The organism is Glutamicibacter sp. MOO4 (assembly GCF_056934395.1).
In genome coordinates, this window is sequence record NZ_CM167800.1 from 2,923,778 (window position 1) to 2,946,958 (window position 23,181).

Here is a 23,181-nt window from a genome sequence, read left to right on the forward strand (position 1 = left end):
TGTCGGCAGGCATCCTACAAAAGTAGTATTTACAGTGGGTAGAGATAGATAATAAAGTCATTTGTGCCCGCACTTTCATTACTCAAGGATGGATTTATATGTTCAATTCAAAAGTTCTTCGCATCTCCGCAGCCGTATCAGTCTCTTCAGCGTTGGTACTGACTCCATTAGCAGCAAATGCATCCCCCTCGGCTCCGTCCACCAAGGCAGTGGGAGTAATCCAGAACGTTTCAAGCACTTCAATATCACTGACAGCAAGTGACTGGAAAGAAATTGCAAAGCGCGCTTCCGTTGCCTCCGATGCGACTTCGGCACGAATCGCAAACTCTATGGCAGCACAACAATCAGGGCCAATCAGTGTCGCCAAGCCAGCAAACATCATGACTTCGCTCGCCAAAAAAGCATTACTCGTTACACTTCGATACAGCGCCGATAAGCTGCCCAAAGCTATGCGCCCTTACGCGAAAAAAATTGCCAACTTTCTCGAAGATCTCGAAAACTGGCAAGAAGGACCCATCATCACCGGCCTTATGGCACTCGGCATCCCTTACGACGTAGCAGCAGCGACCGCGACTTGGGTTGTCATCTTTGCAGGGGTATAAGCAGGCCCAATAACGTTAGGTACCAATGAACACACTGAAGACGTCAGAAAAATTGGGATTCGGGCTTTATTTATCGCTCGTAACCCTTATAGCTGGCCTGCCCGTACTAGTTGGGTTTTTCATACCGCTGTGGTTCCCTCAACTAGGTGCGCCTAAACATGGCATACTTCTCTGGTCGCCACTGCTGACCATAGTTTTTGTCTTGGTCATTCTGGTTCTAGGCGAAATATCCGATCGAATCGTACTCAAAGTATTTAGTAGCGCAAGCAAAGTCGCGACCCAAGCGTTACAAACGCTTCTGTCGTTTGTCGTCCTGCTCGGCTGCTACCGGATGGTAATGACCGAATATCAGGCGGCGATGATAGCCTCCGTCACCGCAACCCTGGGATACCTACTCCTGTCACCGCTGATCAACAAAATGGCAGACAAAGCCCCTAGGACTGATTCTTGAAACAGCTCCAGCTGTATTTCTATAAATCCGAACATGCGCCCAAACTTGGGACTGATGCAGGTTTCGAAGAGTCACAGCGTAACAGGTTAGCCAACGCTAACCGCCATAGATTCAAAGGCAACAAGGAACACCAGAATAAACATGCCGATGGTGGTGGCAAGATACTGCGGTGCGTAGATCGATTCTGTAGTGGGCCCAGGCAGGCGGGGACTACGGTTTGAAGGCATAGTCCAATCTTGCCAGCTTGTTGTTAGCCACCTAGCACGTGCAAGGCAAAAGCCGAGAGGAAACCGGCGGTAACCAACAACCCGGTGTAGTCATGCTCAACGGAATAGGCTTCAGGGATCATCGAGTCGGCAATCATGGTCAGGATGCCACCTGCGGCCACTGCTGTAGCGAAAGCCAGAGCCTGCCCAGGCATGGATTGCATAACAAGTGCGCCAAAGAAGGCAGCCAGCCCACAAGAAATTGCGATGGATCCCCATAGCGCGGCAATCGTTTTGCCTTGGCGGCCGGCGTCCTTCATTTGAGCTGTGCTGGCCAGACCTTCGGGAACATTCGAGATGAAGATGGCGATAAGCATGGCTGGGTTGATGCTCGCACTGGTAACCACAGTCAGGCCCAAGGCCACCGACTCCGGGATACCGTCAATCAGTGCACCAACCGCCAGGGCGGTGCCTGAAGATTCACCTTGGCTGCCATTGCCTGACTTCGCTTGACGCTTTTTCGTTCGCCAATCCAGTAGTCGATTGGCTAAGAAATATAGTCCGGCACCTACCAGCACGCCAGCGATGGTAGCTAGCAGGCCACCGGTTTCGAAGGCTTCTAACACCAACTCAAAACTCAGCGCACTGACCAATACTCCGGCGCCGAAAGCCATGATCGCGCAGACCCAAACTTTTGGGATCTTGAACCACCAGGCCGCACCGGAACCCAGCAAGAGTGCCGAGCCGGCCACCGTACCCCACAGCAGAGCCTGCAAAGAAGCAATCATGGAACTCACTATAGCCAGCAAATCGAATCTGGCTGGGACTAGCCCTCTGAGGACATGTTATTAAAGCGCGAGTAGTGACCCTGGAAGGCTACGGTGATGGTCTTAGTTGGACCCGCACGGTGCTTAGCGATGATCACGTCAGCTTCACCCGGACGGTTTTCCTTGTCGTAAACATCATCACGATGCAGCAAGATAACCATGTCGGCGTCCTGCTCAATCGAGCCCGATTCACGAAGATCGGAAATCATTGGCTTCTTGTCGGTTCGTTGCTCGGAACCACGGTTCAGCTGAGACAGTGCAATCAGCGGAACGTCGAGTTCTTTGGCCAGCAACTTCAGGTTACGCGAGAACTCCGAGACTTCCTGCTGACGGGATTCAACGCGCTTGCCCGAGCTCATCAGCTGCAGGTAGTCAAGAACAATCATGCGCAGCTCGTTGCGCTGCTTGAGTCGACGGCACTTGGCGCGGATTTCCATCATGGACATATTCGGCGAATCATCGATGAATAGTGGAGCTTCGTTCAAGCGACCCATGGTGGTTGCAATCTTGGTCCACTGCGAGTCTTCCACCGAACCCTTACGCAGGTCCTGAAGCTGGATGGAGGCTTCTGCCGAAAGCAGGCGCATCGCGATCTCGTTGCGACCCATTTCCAAGGAGAAGAAGACGGTAGCCATATTGTTCTTGATCGCTGCAGAGCGTGCGAAGTCCAGTGCGAAGGTCGACTTACCGACGGCGGGACGAGCAGCGATAATGATCATCTGACCACCCTTGAGACCCTGGGTCAGCTCATCAAATTCGTAGAAACCGGTAGGTACGCCGGTGATGCCGTCGCCCGCGTTGGCTGCGTTTTCGATTTCGTCAACGGTGCCTTCGATGATGTCCGAAAGCCGTACGTAGTCTTCACTGCTGCGGTTTTCGGCAACCTTGTAGACCTCGGCCTGAGCTTCGTTGACGATGGCATCAACTTCACCGTCTGGCGAGTAACCCATCTGAACAATGCGGGTACCTGCGTCCACCAAACGACGAAGTACCGCGCGCTCTCGTACGATTTCTGCGTAGTATCCAGCATTCGCAGCCGTTGGGACTTGCTGGATGAGGTTGTGCAGATATGCGGCGCCACCAATACGTGAGATCTCTCCACGTTTGGTCAGTAAGTCAGCAACGGTCACCGCATCGGCTGGTTCTCCTCGACCATAAAGATCGATGATTGCTTCGTAAATGGATTCGTGAGCGGGACGATAGAAATCGGTGCCACGCAGCGCTTCAACTACGTCTGCAATGGCGTCCTTGGAGAGCATCATGCCACCGAGCACGGACATTTCCGCCTCGATGTCCTGTGGCGGCTTGCGCCCCGCGTCGGATTCCCGTGCCTCGTAAACCGGCTCAGCACTCATTACAGCCACTTCCATCCCTATTGAACCGCTGGGAAAAACTTCCTTGCCAGATGGCAACGCTCCATCATGTCAGTCGATACCGACAACTGAAAAGCGTCTGTGGATATTTCTGTCCCAAAGTCAACACTAAGACCGTTATTTGCTCACGTAAACCTCGTTATCCACAGCGCCTGTGCATAACATGGCCTGACTTGTGGACTGCCCTGTTCACTAACTGGGGAGAACCCTGTGGATTAATAACTATTACCATTCGGTAATATGTTTTGACTTGGGTGTTTGCGTTTACACAGCTGTGGACAGAAAGATATTTTGTTGAAGGTTGCGGCACCCTTCGCAGAGTTATCAACAGCCAAAAGCACCCGGAATTCGGGGTTATTAGCGATATGCACAGAGTTCTACACACATCACCCACAGGCGTGTGGATAACCCTGTGGATAGTGAGATTCTCCTAAAACCCTTAGTCACCGTAGGTTAAGCGGTTAACTTGACCCTCAAAAACGACGTCGTCCACATTTCTTTGCCCCCAAGACATCTTTTGTCCCCGTGGATAACTCACCACATCATCAAAATGCTGCCGTCACGCAAAAACGCTCCGGGTGGAACACCATGTGTTCCTTCCGGAGCGTTTGAGCAACTAGCTAGCTGAAGTATTAGACGAGTTCAGGAACTGGGATTGAATGAAATCGTGAATCATGGAAGATCTGTGGCGAATGTTCGGAGGCGTGGTGCCCATGCACCTCCAAGAAGACGACCCAGTGATCACCAGCTTCAACTTCGTTGTAGATGGAAGTCTCCAGCCACAATGTGGATTCTTCGATAAACAGCGCACCCTGATCAGTGACGGCAGTGTCTACACCGCGGAAGCGGTCGCCGGTCTTTGAGGCGAGCTGCGCACATACTCCCCCATTGCGGTCGCTAAGCACTGAGACGCCAATATGGCCAGCTTCGCGTAATTTGGGCCAGGTGTTAGAAGTTTTCTGTACTGCAAACATCACCAGCGCAGGTTCCAACGAAACACCAACGGTGAACGACGAAGCGATAATTCCGGTTTTTACACCGTCAATCTCGGCGCAAAGAGCTGCGATGCCTGAGGGGTGCTGAGCGAAAACCTTGCGGAGCGTCAGCGGGTCAAGTTCACGATTCAATGACATGGCTCGATTCCTTCTGGTCTTGCCCACGGCGCTGAAGAGACCCGAGCAAACGGTTCGGCGTCCCCGAATCCACTACTCACTGATCATTCACGCAGTGCGCGGTACTTGTTTCAACACCATTTAGCGCGAAACCGAATCCTCACCTGGAGCACCCCACTACCGTAGAGAGGGTTGCCGATCAGCAAGCCAGGGCTTATAGCTGATGCTCTTGATTCTGTTTAAAACGATATGGGTCATGACGAAGTATCGTCAAACAAATCACTTCGTAAATCGCAATATTCAATGATTCATTCGACGCATAGGCCTATATCGAGGTGTCTGGCAGTCAATTATTCAGAAGATGTGTGATCTATAACGCAATCCGCTTATCGGTGACATCCTGCCCAGCTCGGTCACCAAGGCCGCTTCAACGCTTTTCTGGGGCCGCCCACCGTAATGAAACCGGGTTTCTTTCTCTGGTGTTCAGGTTCATGCCACGATAAAAGATGCAGTGTTATGGGTCACACCATTCATTGCCTGCCGCCGTTGCCAGAGATGATGATTGAAGGATACCTCCATGGTAGAAATTCAGGCCAACCATTCAGAACTAACTCCGTTGCGTTTCCTTGAACGCTCGGCTGAGGCCTACCCCAGCAAAACCGCCATCATTCATGGGACTCGTAGTTATACCTACAAAGAATTTGAAACTCGGGTGCACCGTTTTGCTCAAGTACTAGCCGAGCGCATCGAACCCGGTGACCGAGTAGCGGTCTTGGCACCAAACACTCCTGAGATGCTGATGGCTCACTACGCCGTGCCACTAGCCGGAGGTGTACTCATCGCTTTGAACACGCGACTCTCGGCCCACGAGCTGCAGTACATCATCGATCATTCGGGAGCGAAGCTCCTCCTGGCCGATACCGAATTACTGGAGAACACCAAAACCCTGCGACGCGAAAACCCCAGCCTGCAGGCACTGATTGAGATCACCGACGATCAGTTCACCTCCCCACGCCCGAACGTGGAAGTTGATGGCACGTTGGAGCAATTGCTGACTACCGCCAGCGATGAGAAACTGCCCTATGCGATCGCGGACGAGCGCTCTGCCATCGCCTTGAACTACACCTCGGGGACCACGGGAAAGCCCAAGGGTGTGCTCTACTCGCACCGCGGCAGCTACCTGAACTCTCTGGGTGAAGCGCATCATCAAGGCCTTAGCTCAGCGACCCGATACCTCTGGACGCTACCGATGTTTCACTGTAACGGCTGGTGTACACCCTGGGCAGTGACTGCAGTTGGCGGCACCCATCTATGCCTGCGTGGAGTGCGTGAAGATGCAGTGTGGGATGCCATCGAAAACCTGGGAACTACCCACCTGTGCGGCGCGCCGACTGTTTGCTCGATCATCGCCGACTCGACTCGGGCGCACCAACTTCAGGCTCCGCTGCGCATCACCACCGCTGGAGCTCCACCGTCCCCGGCCATCATTTCCAAGTTGCAGAAACTGGGCATCGAAGTCGTTCACGTCTATGGGCTGACCGAAGTGTATGGCCCCTACACAGTCTGCGAATACCAAGAAGAATGGGATCAGCTGGAACCGACCGACTGCGCGGCCAAGCTAGCCCGCCAAGGCGTCGGGATGATCACCGCGGAGTCGGCACGCATTGTGGATGAGAACATGTTCGACGTTCCTGCCGATGCCCAGACCATGGGCGAAATCGTCTTGCGCGGCAATAACGTCATGATCGGCTATTACCGGGACGAAGAAGCTACCGCACAGGCCTTTGCCGGCGGATGGTTCCACACCGGCGACTTAGGCGTCATGCATCCCGACGGCTACATTCAGGTGCGCGACAGGGCCAAAGACATCATCATTTCCGGTGGCGAAAACATCTCAACCATTGAAGTGGAACAAGCTTTGGCTTCCCACCCCGAGGTACTGGATCTGGCCGTCGTTGGCATCGCCGATGAGAAGTGGGGCGAACGTCCCGTGGCCTACGTGATCCGGGCCAGCGACTCCACCTTGAGCGCGCAAGATCTGATCAGTTTCGCCAAGCAGAAACTTGCTGGCTACAAAGTTCCGCGCACCATCATTTTCCCGCAGGATTTGCCGCGTACTTCAACGGGTAAAGTGCAAAAGAACGTACTACGAGCCCAAGCGCTTGAACAGCTTAATAAGAACTAAATGTTTTGGAGTCAGCTATGAGTTCCACCAACCAACCAATCCCCGATAAGACCAGCCGGTTCACCGAAAGTGTCGGTCTCGTCTTTGATGAAATTTCAGCCACACTTGTCCGTGGGCACGCGGAGCTGAACGAAGACCACCACACACCTTGGGGAGTGGTCCACGGAGGCATTTACGCCACCATGGTTGAAAGCGCTGGCAGCGTGGGAGCCAGCTACGCGGTGGCCGAACGCCAGCAGTTTGCCGTAGGTGTTCATAACGCCACCGACTTCCTCCGCCCCTCCACCGGAGCACATGTGCAGGTCGAGGCCAAGGCCCTGTTCCAAAGCAAAACTCAGCAGCTCTGGGACGTTGTTATTACCGATACGGCTACGGGCAAAGTACTTTCGCGCGGACAATTGCGCACCCAGAACGTAGATTTGCCCAAATCTTGAGCGTAATCTGATGGCATCTAGCGGATCAGCCTCGGGAGGCTCATTATGAGTGCCACCTATACCTTTGATGTGTTCAGTAGTCTTGATGGTTTCGGCAGTGCCGGTGGCGACTGGGGAGGATACTGGGGCAAACAAGGACCGGAGTTACTTGCTCGACGCCTTGAGCTCTACGGCCAGGAGTGCCACATGGTTTTTGGGGCGAATACTTTTCGTTTGTTCTCCCAGTTTTGGCAGGAGATTGAACAGAATCCTGAAGTTGAAGATCCTTGGGGCGTTGCCATGTATGAGCAACCCGCCACGGTCATCTCCACAACGCTTAGCGACCCACTGAAGTGGCCACAGGCCACCTTGGAGCGGGCCGATGCCGTGGAGGTGGTCAGGCAATTAAAGGCCACCTCAGCGTTGCCCCTGCGATCTCACGGTAGCTTGGCGATGAACCGGTCCCTGCTCGCCGCCGGTCTGGTGGACTTTATTCAAATAACCATTTTCCCGGTACTCACCGGAGCCCACGGAGACTCCCCTGTGCTGGATGTCGGCGAAGACTACGATCTAGAACTCATTGATTCGCGACTTTTAGATGGCAGTATCCAAGAATTGACCTATCGGCCAACTCAACACGTAACTCTCTGAGCTTTTCAGAGCTCTAGGTAATAACCATTCATTCTGCATGTTTGAATATTTGAAGGTGAGACTGACATTGAGAGTGCATCAAAGATTCCCAACAGTTATCGCGGTCATTGCAGCCTTGTCGCTGACGGGCTGCTCGGCTTCTGAATCAACGGCCCAGAGTTCCACATCATCCCTGACGACTTCTTCGTCCGCCTCAGCCTCTGCCTCTTCACCCCGTTCATCCCCCTCACCCACAGCGCTCAAAGACCTCACACCAAATATGGTTCTGGGCGCCAGCATTCCGTCAATGTGTGAGTTTCCTGCCGGCAAATTGGTCGGCGGTGTCCTGAAGGAAGAGCACTCCGAATATCCCAACGCCACCCCACCATCGCTCGTTTCTGAAAAGTTAGTGGTGGCAGGTGACCTGACCGGTGATGGTGTTAAAGAACTGGCAGCGACCTTTTACTGCGACAAGGGTGGTGTTGCTTGGCCTACCCATATCCAGCTGTTCCAAAACACGGCCAAGGGCATCGTCCCGCTGGGCCAACCCTTCCAAATGGGTGACGTTAATGGTGGCGCTCGCACTCTACCGAGCTCACTAAAATACGCCAACGGTCAGCTGGTGGTGATCGATCAAGCTCTGCTACCGATGGAAGCCGCAGCAGCTGCCTCAGGGAAAATCAAAGCAACACTGAAATGGAACGGTATGAAGTTAGCGGCCAGTTCAATTCAGGATCTAGCTGTTCCGCAAAATGGCACGTTGAAGACTGCAACGGTCAACGGGACGTGGTGTCTGCTGGACGGCAAGGGAAAGTCCACAACAAAAGACTGTCTGACTATCGACTATCCAAATGTCACCAGTAAAGGCGAAGACCCGCAGACCCTATCCTTCTCAACAAATAATGGCTTCACGGTGCTGAGCTACTTTGATGCACCGCTAGGCATGATCTATTCATCAGGAGTCAAGATCCAGGATCCGGCCAATCCTTCGGTGACTACGTCGCAGCTACAGAAGGATCGACTGTACAACAATCAAACCCAAGAGGTCTTTGTCCGTCAGGGAAAGTAAGACCTAGCTGGCCGGGCGCATGTCACCGGTTTCTTGGAACCGTTGGTGCCAGCTCAAAGCCTCCCCCAACAGGTGCGGGGTGTGCTTGCCGTAGCTGTCCTTGCGGGCACGATCGAAGTAGTCCTGCAGCATTGGGCGGTAGTCCGGGTGGGCGCAGTTATCGATGACTACCTGAGCGCGCTGTTTCGGAGACAGTCCACGAAGGTCAGCCAAGCCCTGTTCGGTAATCAGGATCGTGGTGTCGTGCTCGGTGTGGTCCACGTGCGAGGCAAAAGGAACGATGCCCGAGATCTTGCCACCCTTGGCTGTAGATGGTGACATGAACACCGACAGGTAACCGTTACGGGCAAAGTCGCCCGAGCCGCCGATACCGTTCATCACGTGCGAACCGAGCACGTTGGTGGAGTTCACGTTGCCGTAGATATCGGCTTCGATCATGCCATTAAGCGCAATGCAGCCCAGTCGGCGGATGATTTCCGGGTGGTTTGAAATCTCCTGGGCGCGCAGCAAGATGCGCTCGCGGTAGTGCTCAACATTCTTGTTGAACTCCTCTATGCCGTCAGCCGAGAGCGAGAAACTGGTAGCGGAGGCAAACTCAATGGTGCCATCCTTGATCAGCTGGAGCATTCCGTCCTGAATCACCTCGGTGTAGGCGGTCAGACCCCTGTAGCCACCACGGGCCAGGCCGGCGAGCACCGCGTTGGCGATGTTTCCGACGCCGGACTGCAAAGGCAGCAGCTTCTCGGACAGGCGCCCTTTGCGGATTTCCGAATCAAGGAAAGTCAGTAAGTGATCGGCGATCTTCTCGCTGGTTTCATCTACCGGAGCAAAAGGGCTCAAGCGGTCCGGGGCGTCGGTGTGGACGACGGCCATAATCTTATTTACATCCACGTTCATGTACTTCTGGCCGATGCGGTCGCGCACGGTGCTCAGGTTAATGGGTTTGCGGTGCGGTGGCAGCGCAGTTCCGTAGTAGATGTCGTGCATGCCGTCCATGGCTGCGGACTGCTGGGAGTTGACCTCGATGATGACTTTGTCAGCCATCTCTAGCCAGGTCTTGTTGTTACCCACCGAGCTGGAAGGGATCAGATCACCGTCGGCGGTGATGCCAACTACTTCCACGATGGCCACGTCGATTTTTCCGTAAAAACCGAACCAGGTGTGCTGGGCGACGTGGGACAAGTGGATGTCCATGTACTCCATATTGCCGTCGTTGATACGGCGGCGCAGCTCTGGGTCAGACATATAAGGAAGGCGCAGATTCATGCCTTCGGCCTTGGCAAGCACACCGTCCAACTCTGGTGCGGTTGAGGCACCGGTGAGTACGTTGATTTTGAAGTCTTTGCCTTCAGCGTGCTGGCGTTCCATCTGCGCTGCCAGTGCACCTGGCACGGCCTTCGGGTATCCCGCACCGGTGAAGCCACTCATGGCGACGGTCATGCCTGGCATGATGAATGTTGCCGCTTGCTCGGCGCTCATCAAAAGATCAGCAAAGGCCCGGTGTTGAATACGTTCGTGCAAAATTACCCCTTCGAAACATCTTTGTGACGTAGGTCTATAACCCGCATCTCACCGGATTACCTTAGCTGTTCTCGCCTGTCACTGAGACCACGTCCGGGCGTTCAGAGCGGTAGATGGCGCTTTTCTCGATGAGTTGCGCGCTATTTGCGGTGGCCGGTCAACGTCTTGCGCACTGTGGTCGACTAGCTCAACTGGTAGTCGGTCTGGCCGCAGAGCTCTTCGGTCCACGCAGTTGAACCAAGGAATGGCACTGCAATCAGTGCTGATCAGCGAAGATCATCCTGAAGGAGTATAGAAATGAACCTATGTAGAATTCATACTTAGCTCATGGAACAAAACAAACTACTTCAACAGATAAAGCGTTCCATGCTTCCGGCTGTTCTTCTGAGCCAGCTGGCCGAGGAACCCGTTCACGGATATTCCATGCTGAACAAACTCGAAGAACTCGGGGTATCAGGCGTCAAGAGTGGAACTCTTTACCCACTACTTCGATCGATGGAAGAGTCCGGGGACATCATCTCCGACTGGCAAATTGCTGACCGCGGGCCAGCACGCAAGATCTTCAAAATCACCGACCAGGGCCACCAGACTCTGACTTCCCTCAATAGCTGGTTGCGACAGTTCACCTAGGAGACCTTCATGGAAAGCACCCTCAAGACCTACATCGATGAGCTGCGCTACAGCCTTTCACTACGCAACGTGGACGCCACCACCATCCGCGACATAGCCAGAGAAGTAGAATCCGAAGCCACTAGCTACGAAGATGCAGTCGCCAGCTTCGGAGCGCCCGATCACTATGCAACGTCGTTTCCCTCCACCGCATCCCCAAAAAGCCATTACGCATTCATCGTGGTCGGCCTGCTCTTGGCCGTCCTTTGGGCTGTACTGGCGATCGTTTTCCGGAACCGTGAGGCGAATGTCTTTTCCGGTTGGGCCATCACTTGGCTACCAGCCGTCGGATTGATCGCGGCCGGAATTATTATCGACTTCTCCCGATCATTACTCCGCTCGCGGGCCAGCCGGTAAGTCCAGCAACTGCGTGGAGAGCTCGGAGCTCGCGCATGGGCGACATTTGCCTAGACTGAACTACTTCGCAGAGCAAACACGCCAGAACACTGTATTAAACGCCAACAGGTGGCGTACATTCCCTAAGGAATGCACGCCACCTGTTGATCAGAAGGTGAGTCTAAAAGACTTACTTCTTTGCGGCAGCAACAACCTGCAGACGCAGGTTTGCAACAACGTCAGCGTGAACGCGAACGGTTGCGGTGTAGTTGCCAGTCGACTTGATGTGGTCGTTGACCTCGATGTTGCGCTTGTCGATCTTACCCAGACCGGCAGCCTCAACGGCGTCAGCGATATCGGTGGTCTTGACGGTGCCGAATAGGCGTCCGTTAGAACCAGCCTTGATGGTGATCTTAACCGGCTGGGACTTCAGCTTAGCTGCAATTGCCTGAGCATCCTCAAGGTTTGCAACGGCGCGAGCAGCACGTGCAGCCTTGATCGACTCCACCTGCTTTTCACCGCCCTGGGTCCAGACGATTGCGAAACCGCGTGGCAGAAGGTAGTTACGGGCGTAGCCGTTCTTTACCTCAACAATATCGCCAGCAGCACCGAGACCGGATACTTCGTGAGTCAAAATGATCTTTGCCATGATGTTATATCCCCTCTTCCTTAGCCGCGGCCTGCGCCGGAGTAAGGTAGCAAGGCTACTTCACGTGCGTTCTTGATTGCCTGTGCGATCTTGCGCTGTTCCTGAACGGAAACGCCGGTCACTCGACGAGCGCGGATCTTTCCACGGTCAGAGATGAACTTGCGCAGCAATGCGGTGTCCTTGTAGTCGATGACGGTGATGTCAGCGGCCTTCAATGGATTGGACTTTGGTTTGGGCTTACGGATTTCAGCCTTAGCCATCGTGGAGCTCCTTAGGTTTGGAGCCCGCAGAGTGATCTGCGGGATGGTGAATAAATAATTTTTAGAAAGGTGGTTCGTCTGCGCCTGGGTTGCCCCAGCCGCCACCATTGTTTCCGCCGGTGCTCCATGGGTCAGCGGCTGGAGCGTTCCAGCCACCACCCTGTTGCGGCTGCTGCTGACGCGGCTGCTGCGCTGGGGCACCTTGCTGTGGTGCGTTGGAGAATCCTCCACCGCCACCATTGGCATTGCCGAAGCCACCGTTGCCACCGCCGGAGCGCTGGGTACGGGTAACCTTGGCGGACGCAAAACGGAGCGATGGGCCGATTTCATCGACTTCAAGCTCCATTACGGTGCGACGTTCGCCTTCCTTGGTGTCGTAAGAACGTGAACGCAAACGACCCTGAGCCACGACTCGCATGCCCTTGGTCAGCGTTTCAGCAACGTTCTCTGCAGCCTCACGCCAAACCGATGCACGCAAGAACAGGGCTTCCCCGTCCTTCCATTCATTGGACTGGCGGTCAAAGGTGCGAGGAGTCGAAGCGATCGTAAAGTTCGCTACGGCTGAGCCGGACGGCGTGAAACGCAGCTCCGGATCGGCGGTCAGGTTTCCGATAACGGTAATAACAGTCTCGCCTGCCATTGACTCTCCTTAAAAAGATTGAACGTTATTTCTTACGACTGAAGGTTTGGCGTAATTAAACGCGAGCCTCTTCCGGGCGGGTGACCTTGTGGCGCAGGATCAGTTCGTTGATCTTAAGCTGACGCTCAAGCTCAGCCGAAGCTGCTGGTTCTGCGGTGTAGTTCACCACTACGTAGGTGGCTTCTGCCTTCTTCTTGATCTCGTAAGACATCTTGCGACGTCCCCAGACATCAACCTTTTCGATAGTGCCACCGTTGGAGCGGACAACCTCGAGGTACTTCTCGATGGTTGGCTCTACGGTGCGGTCATCGACCTCTGGATCAATGAGGACCATAAGTTCATAAGCACGCATGTGAACCCACCTCCTTTGGGCTAAACGGTCGCGGTATTTCCGCAACAGGAGGTTCTTGCGTTATCTGAGCACCAGACACCCAACATTCGGGCATGCGGTTGCACAGACTTATCTAGTTTAGCCCAGAGTTGCTCTGAGCTGTAGTCATGGTGGTGCACATCATGACAAGGCTGGCTTTCTCCGGGTTTTAGCTTTGCTCCTTGAACGCCAAACCAATTTTGAAAGTAGCTGCGCATGGACTGTATGCGGGTTCCGTCAAAATTCAGAATGCAGATAGTTCTCGTCGGAGGATCGAGCATGAGACTGCGTCTCACGGTCAACTGCGCGACTCAATGTCTCGATTAGCACTACTCAGATACCCATTATTCAATTCAAGAGCCGGGTGCGATGCTAGTTTTCATTCATCCGGCTCCGAGATTCGACTATTGCTTCACCTGCACCTCTCCAAATTGCCCAGCAGAGATCCGTCATTTCCTTGCCCTAGATTCTGCCGGGAACCAGAATCAACACATTCGGGACTAGTGCGAGTCGATGGCTTGTTGCAGTCGTTGCCCAAACACCGGCACCAGTGTGCTCATGTAGGTGTCGCTGATGTGGTGCTTATCCCGATAGATCAGGACGTTGCCAACCACCGCTGGGCAGGTGCCGTTCACGCAGAACTGGTCGCTGAAGTCCAAGACTTTCACTCGCGGTTCCAGTTTGGCAGCGGCCTTGGTGGCATCGCCCTTTTCGTAGGCGCCCGTTTGCGGGAACGAGCAGGCTTGCGGGTTGTTAACGTTTTGCTCCACGCAGTCTCTGGCGTAGGAATCTTTCGGAGGCCGCGGAGTATCAACGATTGCGTAAACCGGCTTTCCGGCGTCTTCGAGTTCACCCCAGGCGGCAGCTAAACCCTTTGCTGGATCAGAAACAAAGGTGGACCCACCCCAGCTTGAGGTCACTACCGCGTCGATGTCGTTCCGCTTGGTCAGCGCATCCATACTCTGCTCAAAGGTCTCTTGGCAGTTAATGCTTCCGTCTTGATCGGCTTTGCGTTGAGCAGCGTTAAAGGGACAAGAGTTCTTCAGGTAAGTGACTACTTTCCACCCCTTACTCAGTGCGTAGTCGTTCAGCGCTTCGAACCAGTGAGCCGCGTGCGAGTCTCCCACCAACGCCACGGTGAAGGTCCCGTCCTTGCTCCCGAACTCGCATTCTTTGATCTGCGTCGACTGTGGATTCTGCACACAACTACCGATGTCAGGCAGGTCATTGGCGGCTTCCGCGGGAACCGGGACTACTTGGTGCTCATCGGTGATAAAGGCAGGAGCACCGTGCGACAGGGATGCTGCGCCAAAACCCTCGGGAGGTTTCTCGGCCAGTGCTGCCGCCACGCGCGACTCCTGTTGAACCATGCGTTCTTGAGCCAGGCCAGGAAGTAGTGCCACCGAAGCGGCCACAGCAACCATGGCCACCCCAGCGACCAATGACCGTCTCGGAGAAACTGCCAAGAAGCGAAGTCGGCGCATCGGAGTTTCCACGATTTTTAGGCTCCCCCATGCCAAGATCAGGGACCCAGCCAACAGCGCAAGGGATTGCAAGGGTTTTGGTTTGCCACCGGAGAGTTCGGTGTAAAAAACGATCAGTGGCCAGTGCCAGAGATAAAGCGAATACGAGGCGAGACCAACCCACTGCACCGGCGCCCAATTCACGAGCTGGTGCAAAGAACCTGGGCCACGGGTACTGCCGGCGGCAATGATTACCGCACAGCCCAGCACTGGCACGGCTGCTGCAATGCCGGGGAAGACCGTTGCGCCGTCATAACTAAAGGCGGCGATACCGATGGCCATCAGCGATAGTAGTACCGCCAGATTCCGTGTGGACCAAGCGGTGACCCATCGTGGCAGACGAAGGGCATCTTTGGCATGTGCTTGCGCACCCAACGCCAGCAACCCGCCAATGGCCAACTCCCAGATTCGGGTGGTGGTCACGAAGTACCCGGCGGCGTCCCCCGAGTATCCGGCGTACACAGAATACCCCAGAGATAAGAGTGCCACTGCGCCAAAGACCATCCACAGCCATCTGCGGCGAGTGGCAAAATGATCCGAATGTGATCCGGGAACGTTGGGCTTAACCAGCCAGCACACCGCCAAGATTAACAATGGCCAGAACAGATAGAACTGTTCTTCAACTCCAAGGGACCAGAAGTGTTGCAGCGGTCCTGCCGCTTGCTCGGCGGCCAGATAATCAACGGAATCAGCGGCCAGCACCCAGTTCTGCACGGAGAAGGCAGAGGCCAACGCCTGGGTACCCAGCGTGCCCCACTGAGTCTTCGGCAGGATCATGATCCCGGCCGCCACGACGACGAGAATCACCAGCATGGCTGCGGGCAGGATGCGTCGAGCTCTACCGGCAAAAAACGCGGACAGTTTCACTCGTCCGCTACGTTCGGCTTCGCGCAGCAGGTGGGAGGTAATCAGAAAACCAGAAATGACAAAGAAGATGTCTACGCCGATATAGCCGCCCGGGACCACATTGGGCTCCAGATGGTAGGCAACCACTAGCAGGACTGCCAGCGCACGGAGTGCTTGGATTTCTGGTCTGAAATTTTTGACCTGCACGGAATTCGAACTCATATTGTTCGATCTGACCAGTTCGGGATGAACAGCAGGTAATCAAACGGTATCCGCGGAGAAAACTGCTGATGGGAAGCTTAGCTATCTTCGTCCCTGCTGGGCACGGACAGTGGATATTTGGCATCCAATTTGGGGTCAAGGCTCAACCGCATCAAAGCGTCAAGAAGTACCTTGCCAGCGCCCCAGTAGATAGGAATGATCAGCCAGACGTACCAGCCGACTCCTCCCGCTGTGCCGAGGATGACGGTTCCAAAGGTAACCAAAAGACCTACGCCACGGAAGATCATCATGATCCCCTGTGTGATTGAGTCTCGCCGTTCCTGTTCGATACGAGTTCTGGATTCAAGCCCTTCAACAGCTTGGGAGAAATTGGGGGTTTGAACGCTTTGGAATAGTTCACCAACTTGGACGTCCAAGGCCCTAGCTACGAGCGAGATGGACTCCAAGCTGGCATCATTGCCGGCTTCAAGTCGTTGAATAGTTCTGACAGTAATTCCGCTCTCTTTGGCCAGTCGTTCTTGAGTCCAGCCCTTGGTGCGGCGTAGTTCTGCAATCCGTGATTCATTCATGGCATAAAGCTATCGATGATGAGCGCGAAAGCACCACGACATTGTCACGACAGTCGCCCGACTGTTTCCCGACAGAGCACGACAGGTCAATAAACAGGCTACTGACCTGTTCTGATGGAATATTCCAAAAAGGGAATACTTTTGTTTTTACCTGTCGCAGGTTATCTCGGCGGAACGACTTCACCGTGGAGATCAATTGCGCTGTTGCTTTTCTCGAATAAGGTCCAAGGCCAGGACAGAACCGATAATTGCTTGGCGATGTTGTGAGCTTAACTCGCTGGCCAAGTGCAAGGCATACGTCGATTTACCCATCAGCGCGTTGCCCATACCCGACCATTGACGAGTAACAGTGCCAAGTACGCCCTGGGAGTTGGTGATCTGGAAATCAAAATCCCAAATGCTGCCCAATAGATCCAGTTCTTCGCCAAGCATTGAAATGGTGACGCGCGTTTTGAAGAACGTAATCCGCTTGACCAAGCTCGCCAGCGGAGCGTCATTTCCATCAAAGATTTCAAAACGGTCGCGACCCATGGTCATCGTGTCCTTGACCTTAATAACCGGTCGCTGTGGTCCGTCAAAGACCGTCAGCTCACGCGCACCAGCAAACATCCGCCCCAGCGTACTTCCGCCGGTCTCGACATGAGCCACCTGCATGCCAGCGGCGTCAAGGATCGCAAAATCATTTTTCGAGAAGTTTCGGGTCTGTTGAAAAATGAGCATATCTTGGGCAAATATCGTCATGCTGATGATTATGCCATTGTGAATCTTCGGCCGATACCCTGCCGGGAAAGCTCAAGGCCAGCATTGCTGCTGGCCTTGAGCTTGATCGGGATTATGCTCCGAAGAACTGACGAGTCACCTTGGATAGGTACCAAGGATCATCCACGCCACACATTTCGCGGGCCGAATGCATGGACAGCAGGGCGACACCTACATCGAGGGTGCGGATACCCAGACGTGTGGCAGTCAGCGGACCGATGGTCGAGCCACAAGGAACGCGGTTGTTGGACACAAACTCTTGGTAAGGAACTCCGGCCGCCTCACACCAGTTAGCGAAGGCCGCAGCGCCTACCGCATCGGTGGCGTAACGCTGGTTAGCGTTGATCTTCAACAACGGCCCGGCATTAACCTGCGGGCGGTTAACCGGGTCGTGGCGCTCCGAATAGTTCGGGTGCACCGCGTGGCCTGCATCAGCAGAGAGGCACACCGAATTGGCTAGCGCACGCGCTTGGTCTTCCACCCCTGCACCCAGCGAAGCCTGGATTCGGTTGATCAGTTCTTCAAGGAAAGGACCGCACGCACCGGAGCGTGAGCTGGAGCCCAACTCTTCGTGGTCAAAGGCGGCCATCATGGCAATGTGCTTACCCGACGGCTTCCTCGAATGATCGGTCAGCGCGATGATTCCGGCATGCACCGAAGTGAGGTTATCCAATCGGCCACTGGCGAAGAAGTTCTTGCCTTGGCCAAATACCTCACCACGTTGCGCTGGTGCGGTAAGGATGTCATAGCCAGCTACCTGAGCTGGATCCACGCCAGCCGATTCGGCCAGGACGGCAAGAATATCTGCATCAGCCAGATCCCCGGCTCCGAAGATGGGGTTGGTGTGGGTCTGCTTATCTAGGGTCAAGCCCTCGTTGACCTGGCGATCAAGGTGGATCGCCAGCTGTGGGATGCGCAGGATCGGTTCAGTCTGAGCCAAGTGTTCCGTGCCGTCCTTAAGCACCAGACGGCCGGCAAGGATGAGTTCACGGTCCAGCCAAGAGTTCAGTAGCGGTCCTCCGTAGACCTCTACGCCTGCCTGCCACCAGCCGTTAGATCCGGTGGTCGGCTTGGGCTTGAGTTTAAAGCCTGGTGAGTCGGTGTGTGCACCGAGGATATGGAATCCGCTGGTAGCCGTGGCCGATTCAGGTTGCACCCACGCGATGATCGCACCATCACGAACCACATAGTAAGAACCTGGTCCTAGATTCCACGCATCAGCTTCGTTCAGGCCGGTGAACCCGACAGCGTCTAGCCGCTTCGCGGCCGTTGCTGCCGCGTGGTAGCTGGAGGGTGAAGTTGCGACGTATTCGGCTAGGTCTGCAATGTGGGCCATTGCTGCGGCTTGTGCCATAGCTGGTTACTCACTTCTTTCTGTCATCGTCTTACTGAAATCCAGGATGCGGTTCCCGTCTGAATTCTCGGGTTGCTCTCCAGCTTAGTAGCCCACTGCGTAATTACTAATGGCTCAGCTCCGGCCAGCCCGGTGACGAACCAGCCGGACACCTTGATCTGATGCTTGACTTGGAGCCTTGCGTGGGCAAAGCTGAAGGCAGACTTGAAGACTACGAAAGCGAGATCATCATGGCTACATCTGATCAAACTCCGGACCCGGAGCGTTTCCCTGTGGAGCCCGTGGCCGAACCGGGCACGGCGAGGCCAAGCAACTCCCAGCGGGAAGTGCCACCGGCTAAGGAAAAGCTTCCGGCAACCAAGCTGGGTCGTATTTGGACCGCCACGGTCTTAGGCATCATTGTGCTGATCTTGCTGATTATTTTTATCGCGCAAAATCAAGATCAGGTCACCCTGCGGTACTTCGCCTACGAGGGACAAGTAAACCTCGGTCTGGCGCTGTTCATCGCGTCGATCGGCGGAGCCCTAGTCGTGGCTATCGCCGGGGTTGCCCGCGTTATTCAATTACGCGCCACCGCACGCAAGCAACGCAAAACTAGCAAACGCTAAAAACGCGGATGGCCGCCAAACGTAGGTTCTACGTTTGGCGGCCTTTTTTTGCGTTCAGAATCAGTAGTCCAGTCCCTGAGAAGGAATCACTAGACCCGTTTCGTAGGCATACACCACAGCCTGAACACGGTCTCGCAAATGCAGTTTGGTCAAAATTCGGCGGACGTGAGTTTTTACCGTAGCTTCTGAAAGGAAGAAGCGGTGAGCGATTTCCGCATTTGATAGTCCTTCGGCTAGCGCTCGGAGCACTTCTTGTTCGCGCGGAGTCAGATCATCAAGCAACGGATCTCGAGGTATTTCTTGCTTCTGACCAGCAGCAGACTTACCGCCGTTGCGCACATAGGTTTCTAGCAGTCGAGCGGTCACCCGCGGGGCAACCACCGCGTCGCCCGAGGCTACCAAACGCACAGCTTGCACTAGTTCTTCAGGGGCTACATCTTTGAGCAGGAATGCACTGGCGCCGGCCTGCAGTCCGGCGAATGCGTATTCGTCCAGGTCAAAGGTTGTAAGAATAATGATCTTGGTTTCCGGATGCGCCTTGGCAATGCGTTCGGTCGCTTCGAGACCGTCCATCTTTGGCATGCGTACGTCCATGAGCACCACGTCAGGTTTCAGCACGGCCGTCTGCGTCAGGGCATCTAACCCATCTGCGGCTTCGCCAACAATGACAATGTCATCCTCGCCTTCGAGAATCAGTCGGAATCCCATACGTAACAGCGGCTGGTCATCGACCAGCAAGACTTTAATTTTTTCGTCCACGTCTAATCCTTCGCCGTCTTCTGCTTCTCGTTGTTCACGCTGCATTCGGGCAGCTTCAGTACCGCTTTAACTATCCAGCCGCCACTGGCTACCGGCCCAGCTTCTACGGTGCCGTCAAAGAGCGCTGCGCGCTCACGCATGCCGCGCAACCCTCGGCCACTACCAACGCTAGGAACTCTGGTGGCGTCTCCGTTGTCCATGACTTCCAGTCTTAGTTCATCACGCCGTCGTTCCAAACGTACTTGCACATCACTGACATTACGGGCATAGCGCAATGAGTTTGTCAGAGACTCTTGGATCATCCGGAAGACCGTGAGCTGGAAAGTGGTGTCTTCTGGCAGTGCTCCCCCGGTTTGGGTAAACGTAATGGGAAGCCCCGCTGTTCTAAAGCCCTCCAAGAGCTGCTCGACATTTCCGCCGGTAGGTTGTGGCTCCAGCTCACCGGTTTCGTTTTGACGTAGTACCCCAAGCATGCGACGCATATCTGCCAGTGCGGCTCGTCCGGTGCCCGAGAGCTCATTGAGCACTTCGTCGGCGCGGGTTTGATCCCGTTTAGCCACGACGCGGGCACCTTCGGATAGGGCAATCATCACCGAGAGTGAGTGGGCCACTACATCGTGCATTTCTCGGGCAATGCGGTTTCGTTCTTGAACCTGGGCCAAGGTGGAAACCTGCCGTGCCCAGTGATTTAGTTCTGCTTCATGGATTCGTGCATTGCGCACAATCAAGCCAAGTACGGCTGCGGAGATATAGAAGCCGATGATGAAACTTCCGGCAACGCCAATGAGAATCCGGCTGAACGTGGTCTCATCAATTCCATCGCTTTGATCCAAATCCATGTCGGTCATTTCCGGGAAGCCCATCAATACCATCAGGACCGTTTGAAAACTGGCGGCAAGAATAGCCAACGGAATGGTGCGTTTGGCCGAGTAGCTCGTGGCGACCGTGTACAGGGCAATCATCATGCCCACGCCGCCCAGTCCGCCTTGCGGACCGGCGATAACCAGGGCAACACATTCAAAGACGAAGACCAAGATAATCACGGTCATCGGCGCTTTTCGCCGATAGAGCAGTGCGGCGCCTACGGCCAGAGTGACCACCAAAAAACCGGTCGCGTTGGTGTCCGGCATTGCTGCCATAATCAGGACGCTAGGCAGCGTGATCAACAAATAGATGACGACGACGCCAACAACCACCAAGCGGGGATGGGTGCGCAGGTAGAGGCGCAACCGTCCCATTCGCTTGGCGGTCAGTGCATCAAAGGAAGCGACAGTTTCCTGCAGCGTCTGTTGGGTCATGATTCCAGTGTAGTTTTCTCTCAGTAACCGCTGATTACTTGATATCTCGCTTGGCAAGCAAGACCGCGCCTAGAGCCAACGGAACAATGATCCATCCGGCAACGCCTAAGAGTTGTTGCCACAGTTCTAGATCGCTTGGCGCGCTCAGCGGTGTAGCCAGAGACAAGCCCAGCTGATCTGGCAGGAATGCCGATACGTTTGGTAGCCAGTCCACATATGAGCCAAAGATGGCGGTGATGATCGGCAGGACAAAGAACACTGCGGCCAGAACCGTGATGCCGCCGGCGGAGCTACGGAGCAAAACGCCAAGCGCCAAACCGATCAGGGCGGCCATGATCACGGCCAAGGTGCCGTACCAGAGCACCGATTGGAAGGAAGAGCTGCCAAATTCCAAGGTCAGGTTGTAGTTTTCAGCGACCGGTTTGGCGATGATGAACGCCAACAGGGTGGAGACTAGCTGCGTGAGACCGGTGAGCACAACGGTGAAGATGATCTTTGCTGTCATCACCCGGAGTCGTTGCGGGCTGGCCAAGAAGGTGCTGACAGCGGACCCCGTGGTGAATTCTCCGCTGAAGAGCAGTACGCCGAGCACTCCGAGAATCAACTGGTTGAAGACCAGTCCGGAGCCCAGCGTTTCGCTGGCAAAGCCCGGCTGGGACATAGTTCCCATGCCTTCCATCTGGCTTGGATCGCTCATGTCTTGAAGCAAAGATCCGATAGCCCAGGTGGCGATGACGGCAATGCCTACATAGAGCACAATGGAAAGGGCAATCAAGATCCCGGTGGATTTCAGCGAGAACATGCGGATAGCTTCGCTGCGCAGGACTCCAGCCAGAGTTACTTTGCCGCGTAGCGGGGTTTGAATCTGAGTTGTCATGGCTATTACTTCCCGCCGCTGTTCTCGGCAACAATGTTCGAGTGGTATTCCACGGCGTCTCGGGTCAATTCCATGTAGGCATCTTCCAAAGTGCGCTGCAGCGGGCGTAGCTCGCTAAGGGCCACACCAGTTTCTAAAGCGCGGCGTCCGATAACTTCAGAATCTGGTCCGGTGACTTCCAGAGTCTGTGCGTCAATCCGGCGAAGTTGCACACCTTGGCTGCTCAGGGCGTTCATCAGCACTTCGATATCGCTCGATTTCACGATGGTCTGAGCAAGGCCGTTATCAATGAATTCACTAATCGGCGCATCAGCCATGATGCGTCCTCGACCAATAACGATCAAATGATCAGCTGTTTGCGCCATTTCGCTCATCAGGTGAGAGGAGATGAAGACGGTTTTGCCGGCGGCGGCCTGCTGTCGGGCTAGGTTTCGCACCCAGGCAACACCTTCGGGGTCCAGTCCGTTCACTGGTTCATCCAGGATCAAGACCTGCGGGTCACCTAGCAGTGCGGTTGCAATGCCAAGACGTTGCCCCATGCCCAAAGAGAAGCCGCCGATCTTCTTGCGGCGAACCCCAGTTAGTCCGGTCAATTCCAAGACTTCGCTGACACGGGAGCTGGGTAGTCCGGCCGTGGCGGCGATCGAACGCAAGTGCGAGGAAGGAGTCAGCGATTTATGTACGGACTTTGCCTCTAGCAGCGTGCCAACCTCGGTGATTGGATGTTTTGATTTTTTGAAGTCCCGGTTATTAACCAGCACCTGGCCTTGGGTAGGCGCGGCCAGTCCCACGATCATTCGCATGGTGGTGGACTTGCCGGCTCCGTTGGGGCCGAGGAAACCGGTGACTTGTCCGGGTTGGACGGTGAATGACACCTGATCTACTACGGTCTTGGAACCGTAGGTCTTCGTCAACTGCTGTGCCTGGATCATTTAACCAGCCTACGAAAAATACAGTTGCATTGAACCGCTCAGAGTGCTGATCTTTGTCTCCCTCCAAAGGGTTAGACCGCAGCCTGATAGCCAACAGGGCATGCACCAGATGGTGCATGCT

At 54.8% G+C, this 23,181-nt stretch carries 27 protein-coding genes and 1 riboswitch; of the genes, 9 read left to right on the plus strand and 18 right to left on the minus strand.

Annotation, left to right across the window (positions count from 1 at the left end; all coding sequences use genetic code 11):
• Positions 1-94: 94 nt before the first annotated feature.
• Entirely contained in the window at positions 95-382 is a 288-nt protein-coding gene (locus tag AC1Z3F_RS13645) for a hypothetical protein (RefSeq protein ID WP_483566067.1), read from the minus strand.
• Here AC1Z3F_RS13645 and AC1Z3F_RS13650 point away from each other — a divergent pair.
• Positions 381-602 (plus strand): hypothetical protein, encoded by a 222-nt coding sequence (locus tag AC1Z3F_RS13650; protein WP_483566068.1) that lies wholly within the window; start codon positions 381-383, stop codon positions 600-602. The two genes, AC1Z3F_RS13645 and AC1Z3F_RS13650, sit on opposite strands and share 2 nt — an antisense overlap.
• 25 nt (positions 603-627) lie before the next feature.
• Positions 628-1,053, plus strand: a complete 426-nt coding sequence (locus tag AC1Z3F_RS13655; protein ID WP_483566069.1) for a hypothetical protein — start codon at positions 628-630, stop codon at positions 1,051-1,053.
• Between the two features lie 86 nt (positions 1,054-1,139).
• On the opposite strand, the gene AC1Z3F_RS13660 is transcribed toward AC1Z3F_RS13655, so the two are convergent.
• The 4 genes from AC1Z3F_RS13660 to AC1Z3F_RS13675 all read right to left on the minus strand — a co-directional run bounded on the left by AC1Z3F_RS13660 (position 1,140) and on the right by AC1Z3F_RS13675 (position 4,592).
• The gene (locus AC1Z3F_RS13660) at positions 1,140-1,280 is read right to left on the minus strand and encodes a hypothetical protein (protein WP_483566070.1); all 141 of its coding nucleotides are present in this window, start codon (positions 1,278-1,280) and stop codon (positions 1,140-1,142) included.
• 23 nt (positions 1,281-1,303) lie between these two features.
• Positions 1,304-2,047 carry a ZIP family metal transporter gene (locus AC1Z3F_RS13665; RefSeq protein ID WP_483566071.1) on the minus strand — a complete coding sequence of 248 codons (744 nt, stop codon included), beginning with the start codon at positions 2,045-2,047 and terminating at the stop codon, positions 1,304-1,306.
• A 38-nt stretch (positions 2,048-2,085) separates the two neighbouring features.
• Positions 2,086-3,441, minus strand: coding sequence for a replicative DNA helicase (gene dnaB / locus AC1Z3F_RS13670; RefSeq protein ID WP_131089607.1), 1,356 nt, complete (start codon positions 3,439-3,441; stop codon positions 2,086-2,088).
• 650 nt (positions 3,442-4,091) lie between these two features.
• The gene (locus tag AC1Z3F_RS13675; protein WP_262198946.1) at positions 4,092-4,592 is read right to left on the minus strand and encodes a flavin reductase family protein; all 501 of its coding nucleotides are present in this window, start codon (positions 4,590-4,592) and stop codon (positions 4,092-4,094) included.
• 96 nt (positions 4,593-4,688) lie between these two features.
• Positions 4,689-4,806: riboswitch (SAM riboswitch) on the minus strand.
• 342 nt (positions 4,807-5,148) lie between these two features.
• On the opposite strand from AC1Z3F_RS13675, the gene AC1Z3F_RS13680 reads away from it, so the two are divergent.
• The 4 genes from AC1Z3F_RS13680 (at position 5,149) to AC1Z3F_RS13695 (ending at position 8,868) form a co-directional block, all read left to right on the plus strand.
• Positions 5,149-6,756 carry an AMP-binding protein gene (locus AC1Z3F_RS13680; protein WP_483566072.1) on the plus strand — a complete coding sequence of 536 codons (1,608 nt, stop codon included), beginning with the start codon at positions 5,149-5,151 and terminating at the stop codon, positions 6,754-6,756.
• 17 nt (positions 6,757-6,773) lie between these two features.
• Positions 6,774-7,190, plus strand: a complete 417-nt coding sequence (locus AC1Z3F_RS13685) for a PaaI family thioesterase (RefSeq protein WP_483566073.1) — start codon at positions 6,774-6,776, stop codon at positions 7,188-7,190.
• A 45-nt stretch (positions 7,191-7,235) separates the two neighbouring features.
• The gene (locus tag AC1Z3F_RS13690) at positions 7,236-7,820 is read left to right on the plus strand and encodes a dihydrofolate reductase family protein (protein ID WP_483566074.1); all 585 of its coding nucleotides are present in this window, start codon (positions 7,236-7,238) and stop codon (positions 7,818-7,820) included.
• A gap of 286 nt (positions 7,821-8,106) precedes the next feature.
• Entirely contained in the window at positions 8,107-8,868 is a 762-nt protein-coding gene (locus tag AC1Z3F_RS13695) for a hypothetical protein (RefSeq protein WP_483566075.1), read from the plus strand.
• Positions 8,869-8,871: 3 nt separating this feature from the next.
• Here the strand turns inward: AC1Z3F_RS13695 and scpC are convergent, their stop codons facing one another.
• Positions 8,872-10,389: a succinyl-CoA:acetate CoA-transferase ScpC gene (gene scpC, locus AC1Z3F_RS13700; RefSeq protein WP_483566076.1), complete on the minus strand. Its 1,518-nt coding sequence runs from the start codon at positions 10,387-10,389 to the stop codon at positions 8,872-8,874.
• 327 nt (positions 10,390-10,716) lie between these two features.
• Here scpC and AC1Z3F_RS13705 point away from each other — a divergent pair, with 327 nt between their 5' ends.
• The gene (locus AC1Z3F_RS13705) at positions 10,717-11,019 is read left to right on the plus strand and encodes a PadR family transcriptional regulator (RefSeq protein ID WP_131089613.1); all 303 of its coding nucleotides are present in this window, start codon (positions 10,717-10,719) and stop codon (positions 11,017-11,019) included.
• A gap of 9 nt (positions 11,020-11,028) precedes the next feature.
• Positions 11,029-11,415, plus strand: coding sequence for a hypothetical protein (locus tag AC1Z3F_RS13710; RefSeq protein WP_483566077.1), 387 nt, complete (start codon positions 11,029-11,031; stop codon positions 11,413-11,415).
• A 169-nt stretch (positions 11,416-11,584) separates the two neighbouring features.
• Here the strand turns inward: AC1Z3F_RS13710 and rplI are convergent, their stop codons facing one another.
• The 8 genes from rplI to AC1Z3F_RS13750 form a co-directional block, all read right to left on the minus strand.
• The gene (gene rplI / locus AC1Z3F_RS13715) at positions 11,585-12,043 is read right to left on the minus strand and encodes a 50S ribosomal protein L9 (RefSeq protein WP_131089615.1); all 459 of its coding nucleotides are present in this window, start codon (positions 12,041-12,043) and stop codon (positions 11,585-11,587) included.
• 20 nt (positions 12,044-12,063) lie between these two features.
• Entirely contained in the window at positions 12,064-12,303 is a 240-nt protein-coding gene (gene rpsR / locus AC1Z3F_RS13720; protein ID WP_013350683.1) for a 30S ribosomal protein S18, read from the minus strand.
• A gap of 61 nt (positions 12,304-12,364) precedes the next feature.
• A complete protein-coding gene (locus AC1Z3F_RS13725; RefSeq protein ID WP_483566078.1) occupies positions 12,365-12,943 on the minus strand; it encodes a single-stranded DNA-binding protein in 579 nt (192 codons plus the stop codon).
• A gap of 55 nt (positions 12,944-12,998) precedes the next feature.
• The gene (rpsF, locus tag AC1Z3F_RS13730; RefSeq protein ID WP_060703203.1) at positions 12,999-13,295 is read right to left on the minus strand and encodes a 30S ribosomal protein S6; all 297 of its coding nucleotides are present in this window, start codon (positions 13,293-13,295) and stop codon (positions 12,999-13,001) included.
• 518 nt (positions 13,296-13,813) lie between these two features.
• Positions 13,814-15,904 carry an acyltransferase family protein gene (locus tag AC1Z3F_RS13735; RefSeq protein WP_483566079.1) on the minus strand — a complete coding sequence of 697 codons (2,091 nt, stop codon included), beginning with the start codon at positions 15,902-15,904 and terminating at the stop codon, positions 13,814-13,816.
• 77 nt (positions 15,905-15,981) lie between these two features.
• Positions 15,982-16,473: a helix-turn-helix domain-containing protein gene (locus tag AC1Z3F_RS13740; protein WP_444614573.1), complete on the minus strand. Its 492-nt coding sequence runs from the start codon at positions 16,471-16,473 to the stop codon at positions 15,982-15,984.
• Between the two features lie 192 nt (positions 16,474-16,665).
• The gene (locus tag AC1Z3F_RS13745) at positions 16,666-17,214 is read right to left on the minus strand and encodes an LURP-one-related/scramblase family protein (protein WP_483566080.1); all 549 of its coding nucleotides are present in this window, start codon (positions 17,212-17,214) and stop codon (positions 16,666-16,668) included.
• 91 nt (positions 17,215-17,305) lie between these two features.
• Positions 17,306-18,586, minus strand: a complete 1,281-nt coding sequence (locus AC1Z3F_RS13750; protein WP_131089626.1) for a M18 family aminopeptidase — start codon at positions 18,584-18,586, stop codon at positions 17,306-17,308.
• 182 nt (positions 18,587-18,768) lie between these two features.
• On the opposite strand from AC1Z3F_RS13750, the gene AC1Z3F_RS13755 reads away from it, so the two are divergent.
• A complete protein-coding gene (locus tag AC1Z3F_RS13755; protein WP_444614575.1) occupies positions 18,769-19,194 on the plus strand; it encodes a LapA family protein in 426 nt (141 codons plus the stop codon).
• A 60-nt stretch (positions 19,195-19,254) separates the two neighbouring features.
• Here the strand turns inward: AC1Z3F_RS13755 and AC1Z3F_RS13760 are convergent, their stop codons facing one another.
• From AC1Z3F_RS13760 to AC1Z3F_RS13775, 4 genes are read right to left on the minus strand one after another with little or no spacing between them, the layout of a single operon-like run.
• Positions 19,255-19,998 (minus strand): response regulator, encoded by a 744-nt coding sequence (locus AC1Z3F_RS13760; RefSeq protein WP_483566081.1) that lies wholly within the window; start codon positions 19,996-19,998, stop codon positions 19,255-19,257.
• A complete protein-coding gene (locus AC1Z3F_RS13765; protein WP_483566082.1) occupies positions 19,956-21,251 on the minus strand; it encodes a sensor histidine kinase in 1,296 nt (431 codons plus the stop codon). The genes AC1Z3F_RS13760 and AC1Z3F_RS13765 overlap by 43 nt, the downstream gene beginning before the upstream one ends.
• 34 nt (positions 21,252-21,285) lie before the next feature.
• Complete coding sequence (locus AC1Z3F_RS13770) at positions 21,286-22,128, minus strand: ABC transporter permease (RefSeq protein WP_483566083.1); 843 nt, start codon at positions 22,126-22,128, stop codon at positions 21,286-21,288.
• Between the two features lie 5 nt (positions 22,129-22,133).
• On the minus strand, positions 22,134-23,060 hold the full coding sequence (locus AC1Z3F_RS13775; RefSeq protein ID WP_131089631.1) for an ABC transporter ATP-binding protein: 927 nt from the start codon (positions 23,058-23,060) through the stop codon (positions 22,134-22,136).
• Positions 23,061-23,181: the final 121 nt, after the last annotated feature.

Bases quoted from the DNA above. Each gene is read 5' to 3' on its own strand.
- AC1Z3F_RS13695 (WP_483566075.1), top strand. From the start codon at position 8,107: ATGTGTGAGTTTCCTGCCGGCAAATTGGTCGGCGGTGTCCTGAAGGAA.
- AC1Z3F_RS13690 (WP_483566074.1), top strand. From the start codon at position 7,236: ATGAGTGCCACCTATACCTTTGATGTGTTCAGTAGTCTTGATGGTTTC.
- AC1Z3F_RS13740 (WP_444614573.1), bottom strand. From the start codon at position 16,473: ATGAATGAATCACGGATTGCAGAACTACGCCGCACCAAGGGCTGGACT.
- AC1Z3F_RS13750 (WP_131089626.1), bottom strand. From the start codon at position 18,586: ATGGCACAAGCCGCAGCAATGGCCCACATTGCAGACCTAGCCGAATAC.
- AC1Z3F_RS13735 (WP_483566079.1), bottom strand. From the start codon at position 15,904: ATGAGTTCGAATTCCGTGCAGGTCAAAAATTTCAGACCAGAAATCCAA.
- AC1Z3F_RS13760 (WP_483566081.1), bottom strand. From the start codon at position 19,998: ATGCAGCGTGAACAACGAGAAGCAGAAGACGGCGAAGGATTAGACGTG.
- AC1Z3F_RS13650 (WP_483566068.1), top strand. From the start codon at position 381: ATGACTTCGCTCGCCAAAAAAGCATTACTCGTTACACTTCGATACAGC.
- AC1Z3F_RS13665 (WP_483566071.1), bottom strand. From the start codon at position 2,047: ATGATTGCTTCTTTGCAGGCTCTGCTGTGGGGTACGGTGGCCGGCTCG.
- rpsR (WP_013350683.1), bottom strand. From the start codon at position 12,303: ATGGCTAAGGCTGAAATCCGTAAGCCCAAACCAAAGTCCAATCCATTG.
- AC1Z3F_RS13645 (WP_483566067.1), bottom strand. From the start codon at position 382: ATGATGTTTGCTGGCTTGGCGACACTGATTGGCCCTGATTGTTGTGCT.
- rplI (WP_131089615.1), bottom strand. From the start codon at position 12,043: ATGGCAAAGATCATTTTGACTCACGAAGTATCCGGTCTCGGTGCTGCT.
- dnaB (WP_131089607.1), bottom strand. From the start codon at position 3,441: ATGAGTGCTGAGCCGGTTTACGAGGCACGGGAATCCGACGCGGGGCGC.
- AC1Z3F_RS13675 (WP_262198946.1), bottom strand. From the start codon at position 4,592: ATGTCATTGAATCGTGAACTTGACCCGCTGACGCTCCGCAAGGTTTTC.
- AC1Z3F_RS13745 (WP_483566080.1), bottom strand. From the start codon at position 17,214: ATGACGATATTTGCCCAAGATATGCTCATTTTTCAACAGACCCGAAAC.
- AC1Z3F_RS13705 (WP_131089613.1), top strand. From the start codon at position 10,717: ATGGAACAAAACAAACTACTTCAACAGATAAAGCGTTCCATGCTTCCG.
- AC1Z3F_RS13770 (WP_483566083.1), bottom strand. From the start codon at position 22,128: ATGACAACTCAGATTCAAACCCCGCTACGCGGCAAAGTAACTCTGGCT.
- AC1Z3F_RS13765 (WP_483566082.1), bottom strand. From the start codon at position 21,251: ATGACCCAACAGACGCTGCAGGAAACTGTCGCTTCCTTTGATGCACTG.
- AC1Z3F_RS13660 (WP_483566070.1), bottom strand. From the start codon at position 1,280: ATGCCTTCAAACCGTAGTCCCCGCCTGCCTGGGCCCACTACAGAATCG.
- AC1Z3F_RS13775 (WP_131089631.1), bottom strand. From the start codon at position 23,060: ATGATCCAGGCACAGCAGTTGACGAAGACCTACGGTTCCAAGACCGTA.
- rpsF (WP_060703203.1), bottom strand. From the start codon at position 13,295: ATGCGTGCTTATGAACTTATGGTCCTCATTGATCCAGAGGTCGATGAC.
- AC1Z3F_RS13655 (WP_483566069.1), top strand. From the start codon at position 628: ATGAACACACTGAAGACGTCAGAAAAATTGGGATTCGGGCTTTATTTA.
- AC1Z3F_RS13710 (WP_483566077.1), top strand. From the start codon at position 11,029: ATGGAAAGCACCCTCAAGACCTACATCGATGAGCTGCGCTACAGCCTT.
- AC1Z3F_RS13725 (WP_483566078.1), bottom strand. From the start codon at position 12,943: ATGGCAGGCGAGACTGTTATTACCGTTATCGGAAACCTGACCGCCGAT.
- AC1Z3F_RS13680 (WP_483566072.1), top strand. From the start codon at position 5,149: ATGGTAGAAATTCAGGCCAACCATTCAGAACTAACTCCGTTGCGTTTC.
- AC1Z3F_RS13685 (WP_483566073.1), top strand. From the start codon at position 6,774: ATGAGTTCCACCAACCAACCAATCCCCGATAAGACCAGCCGGTTCACC.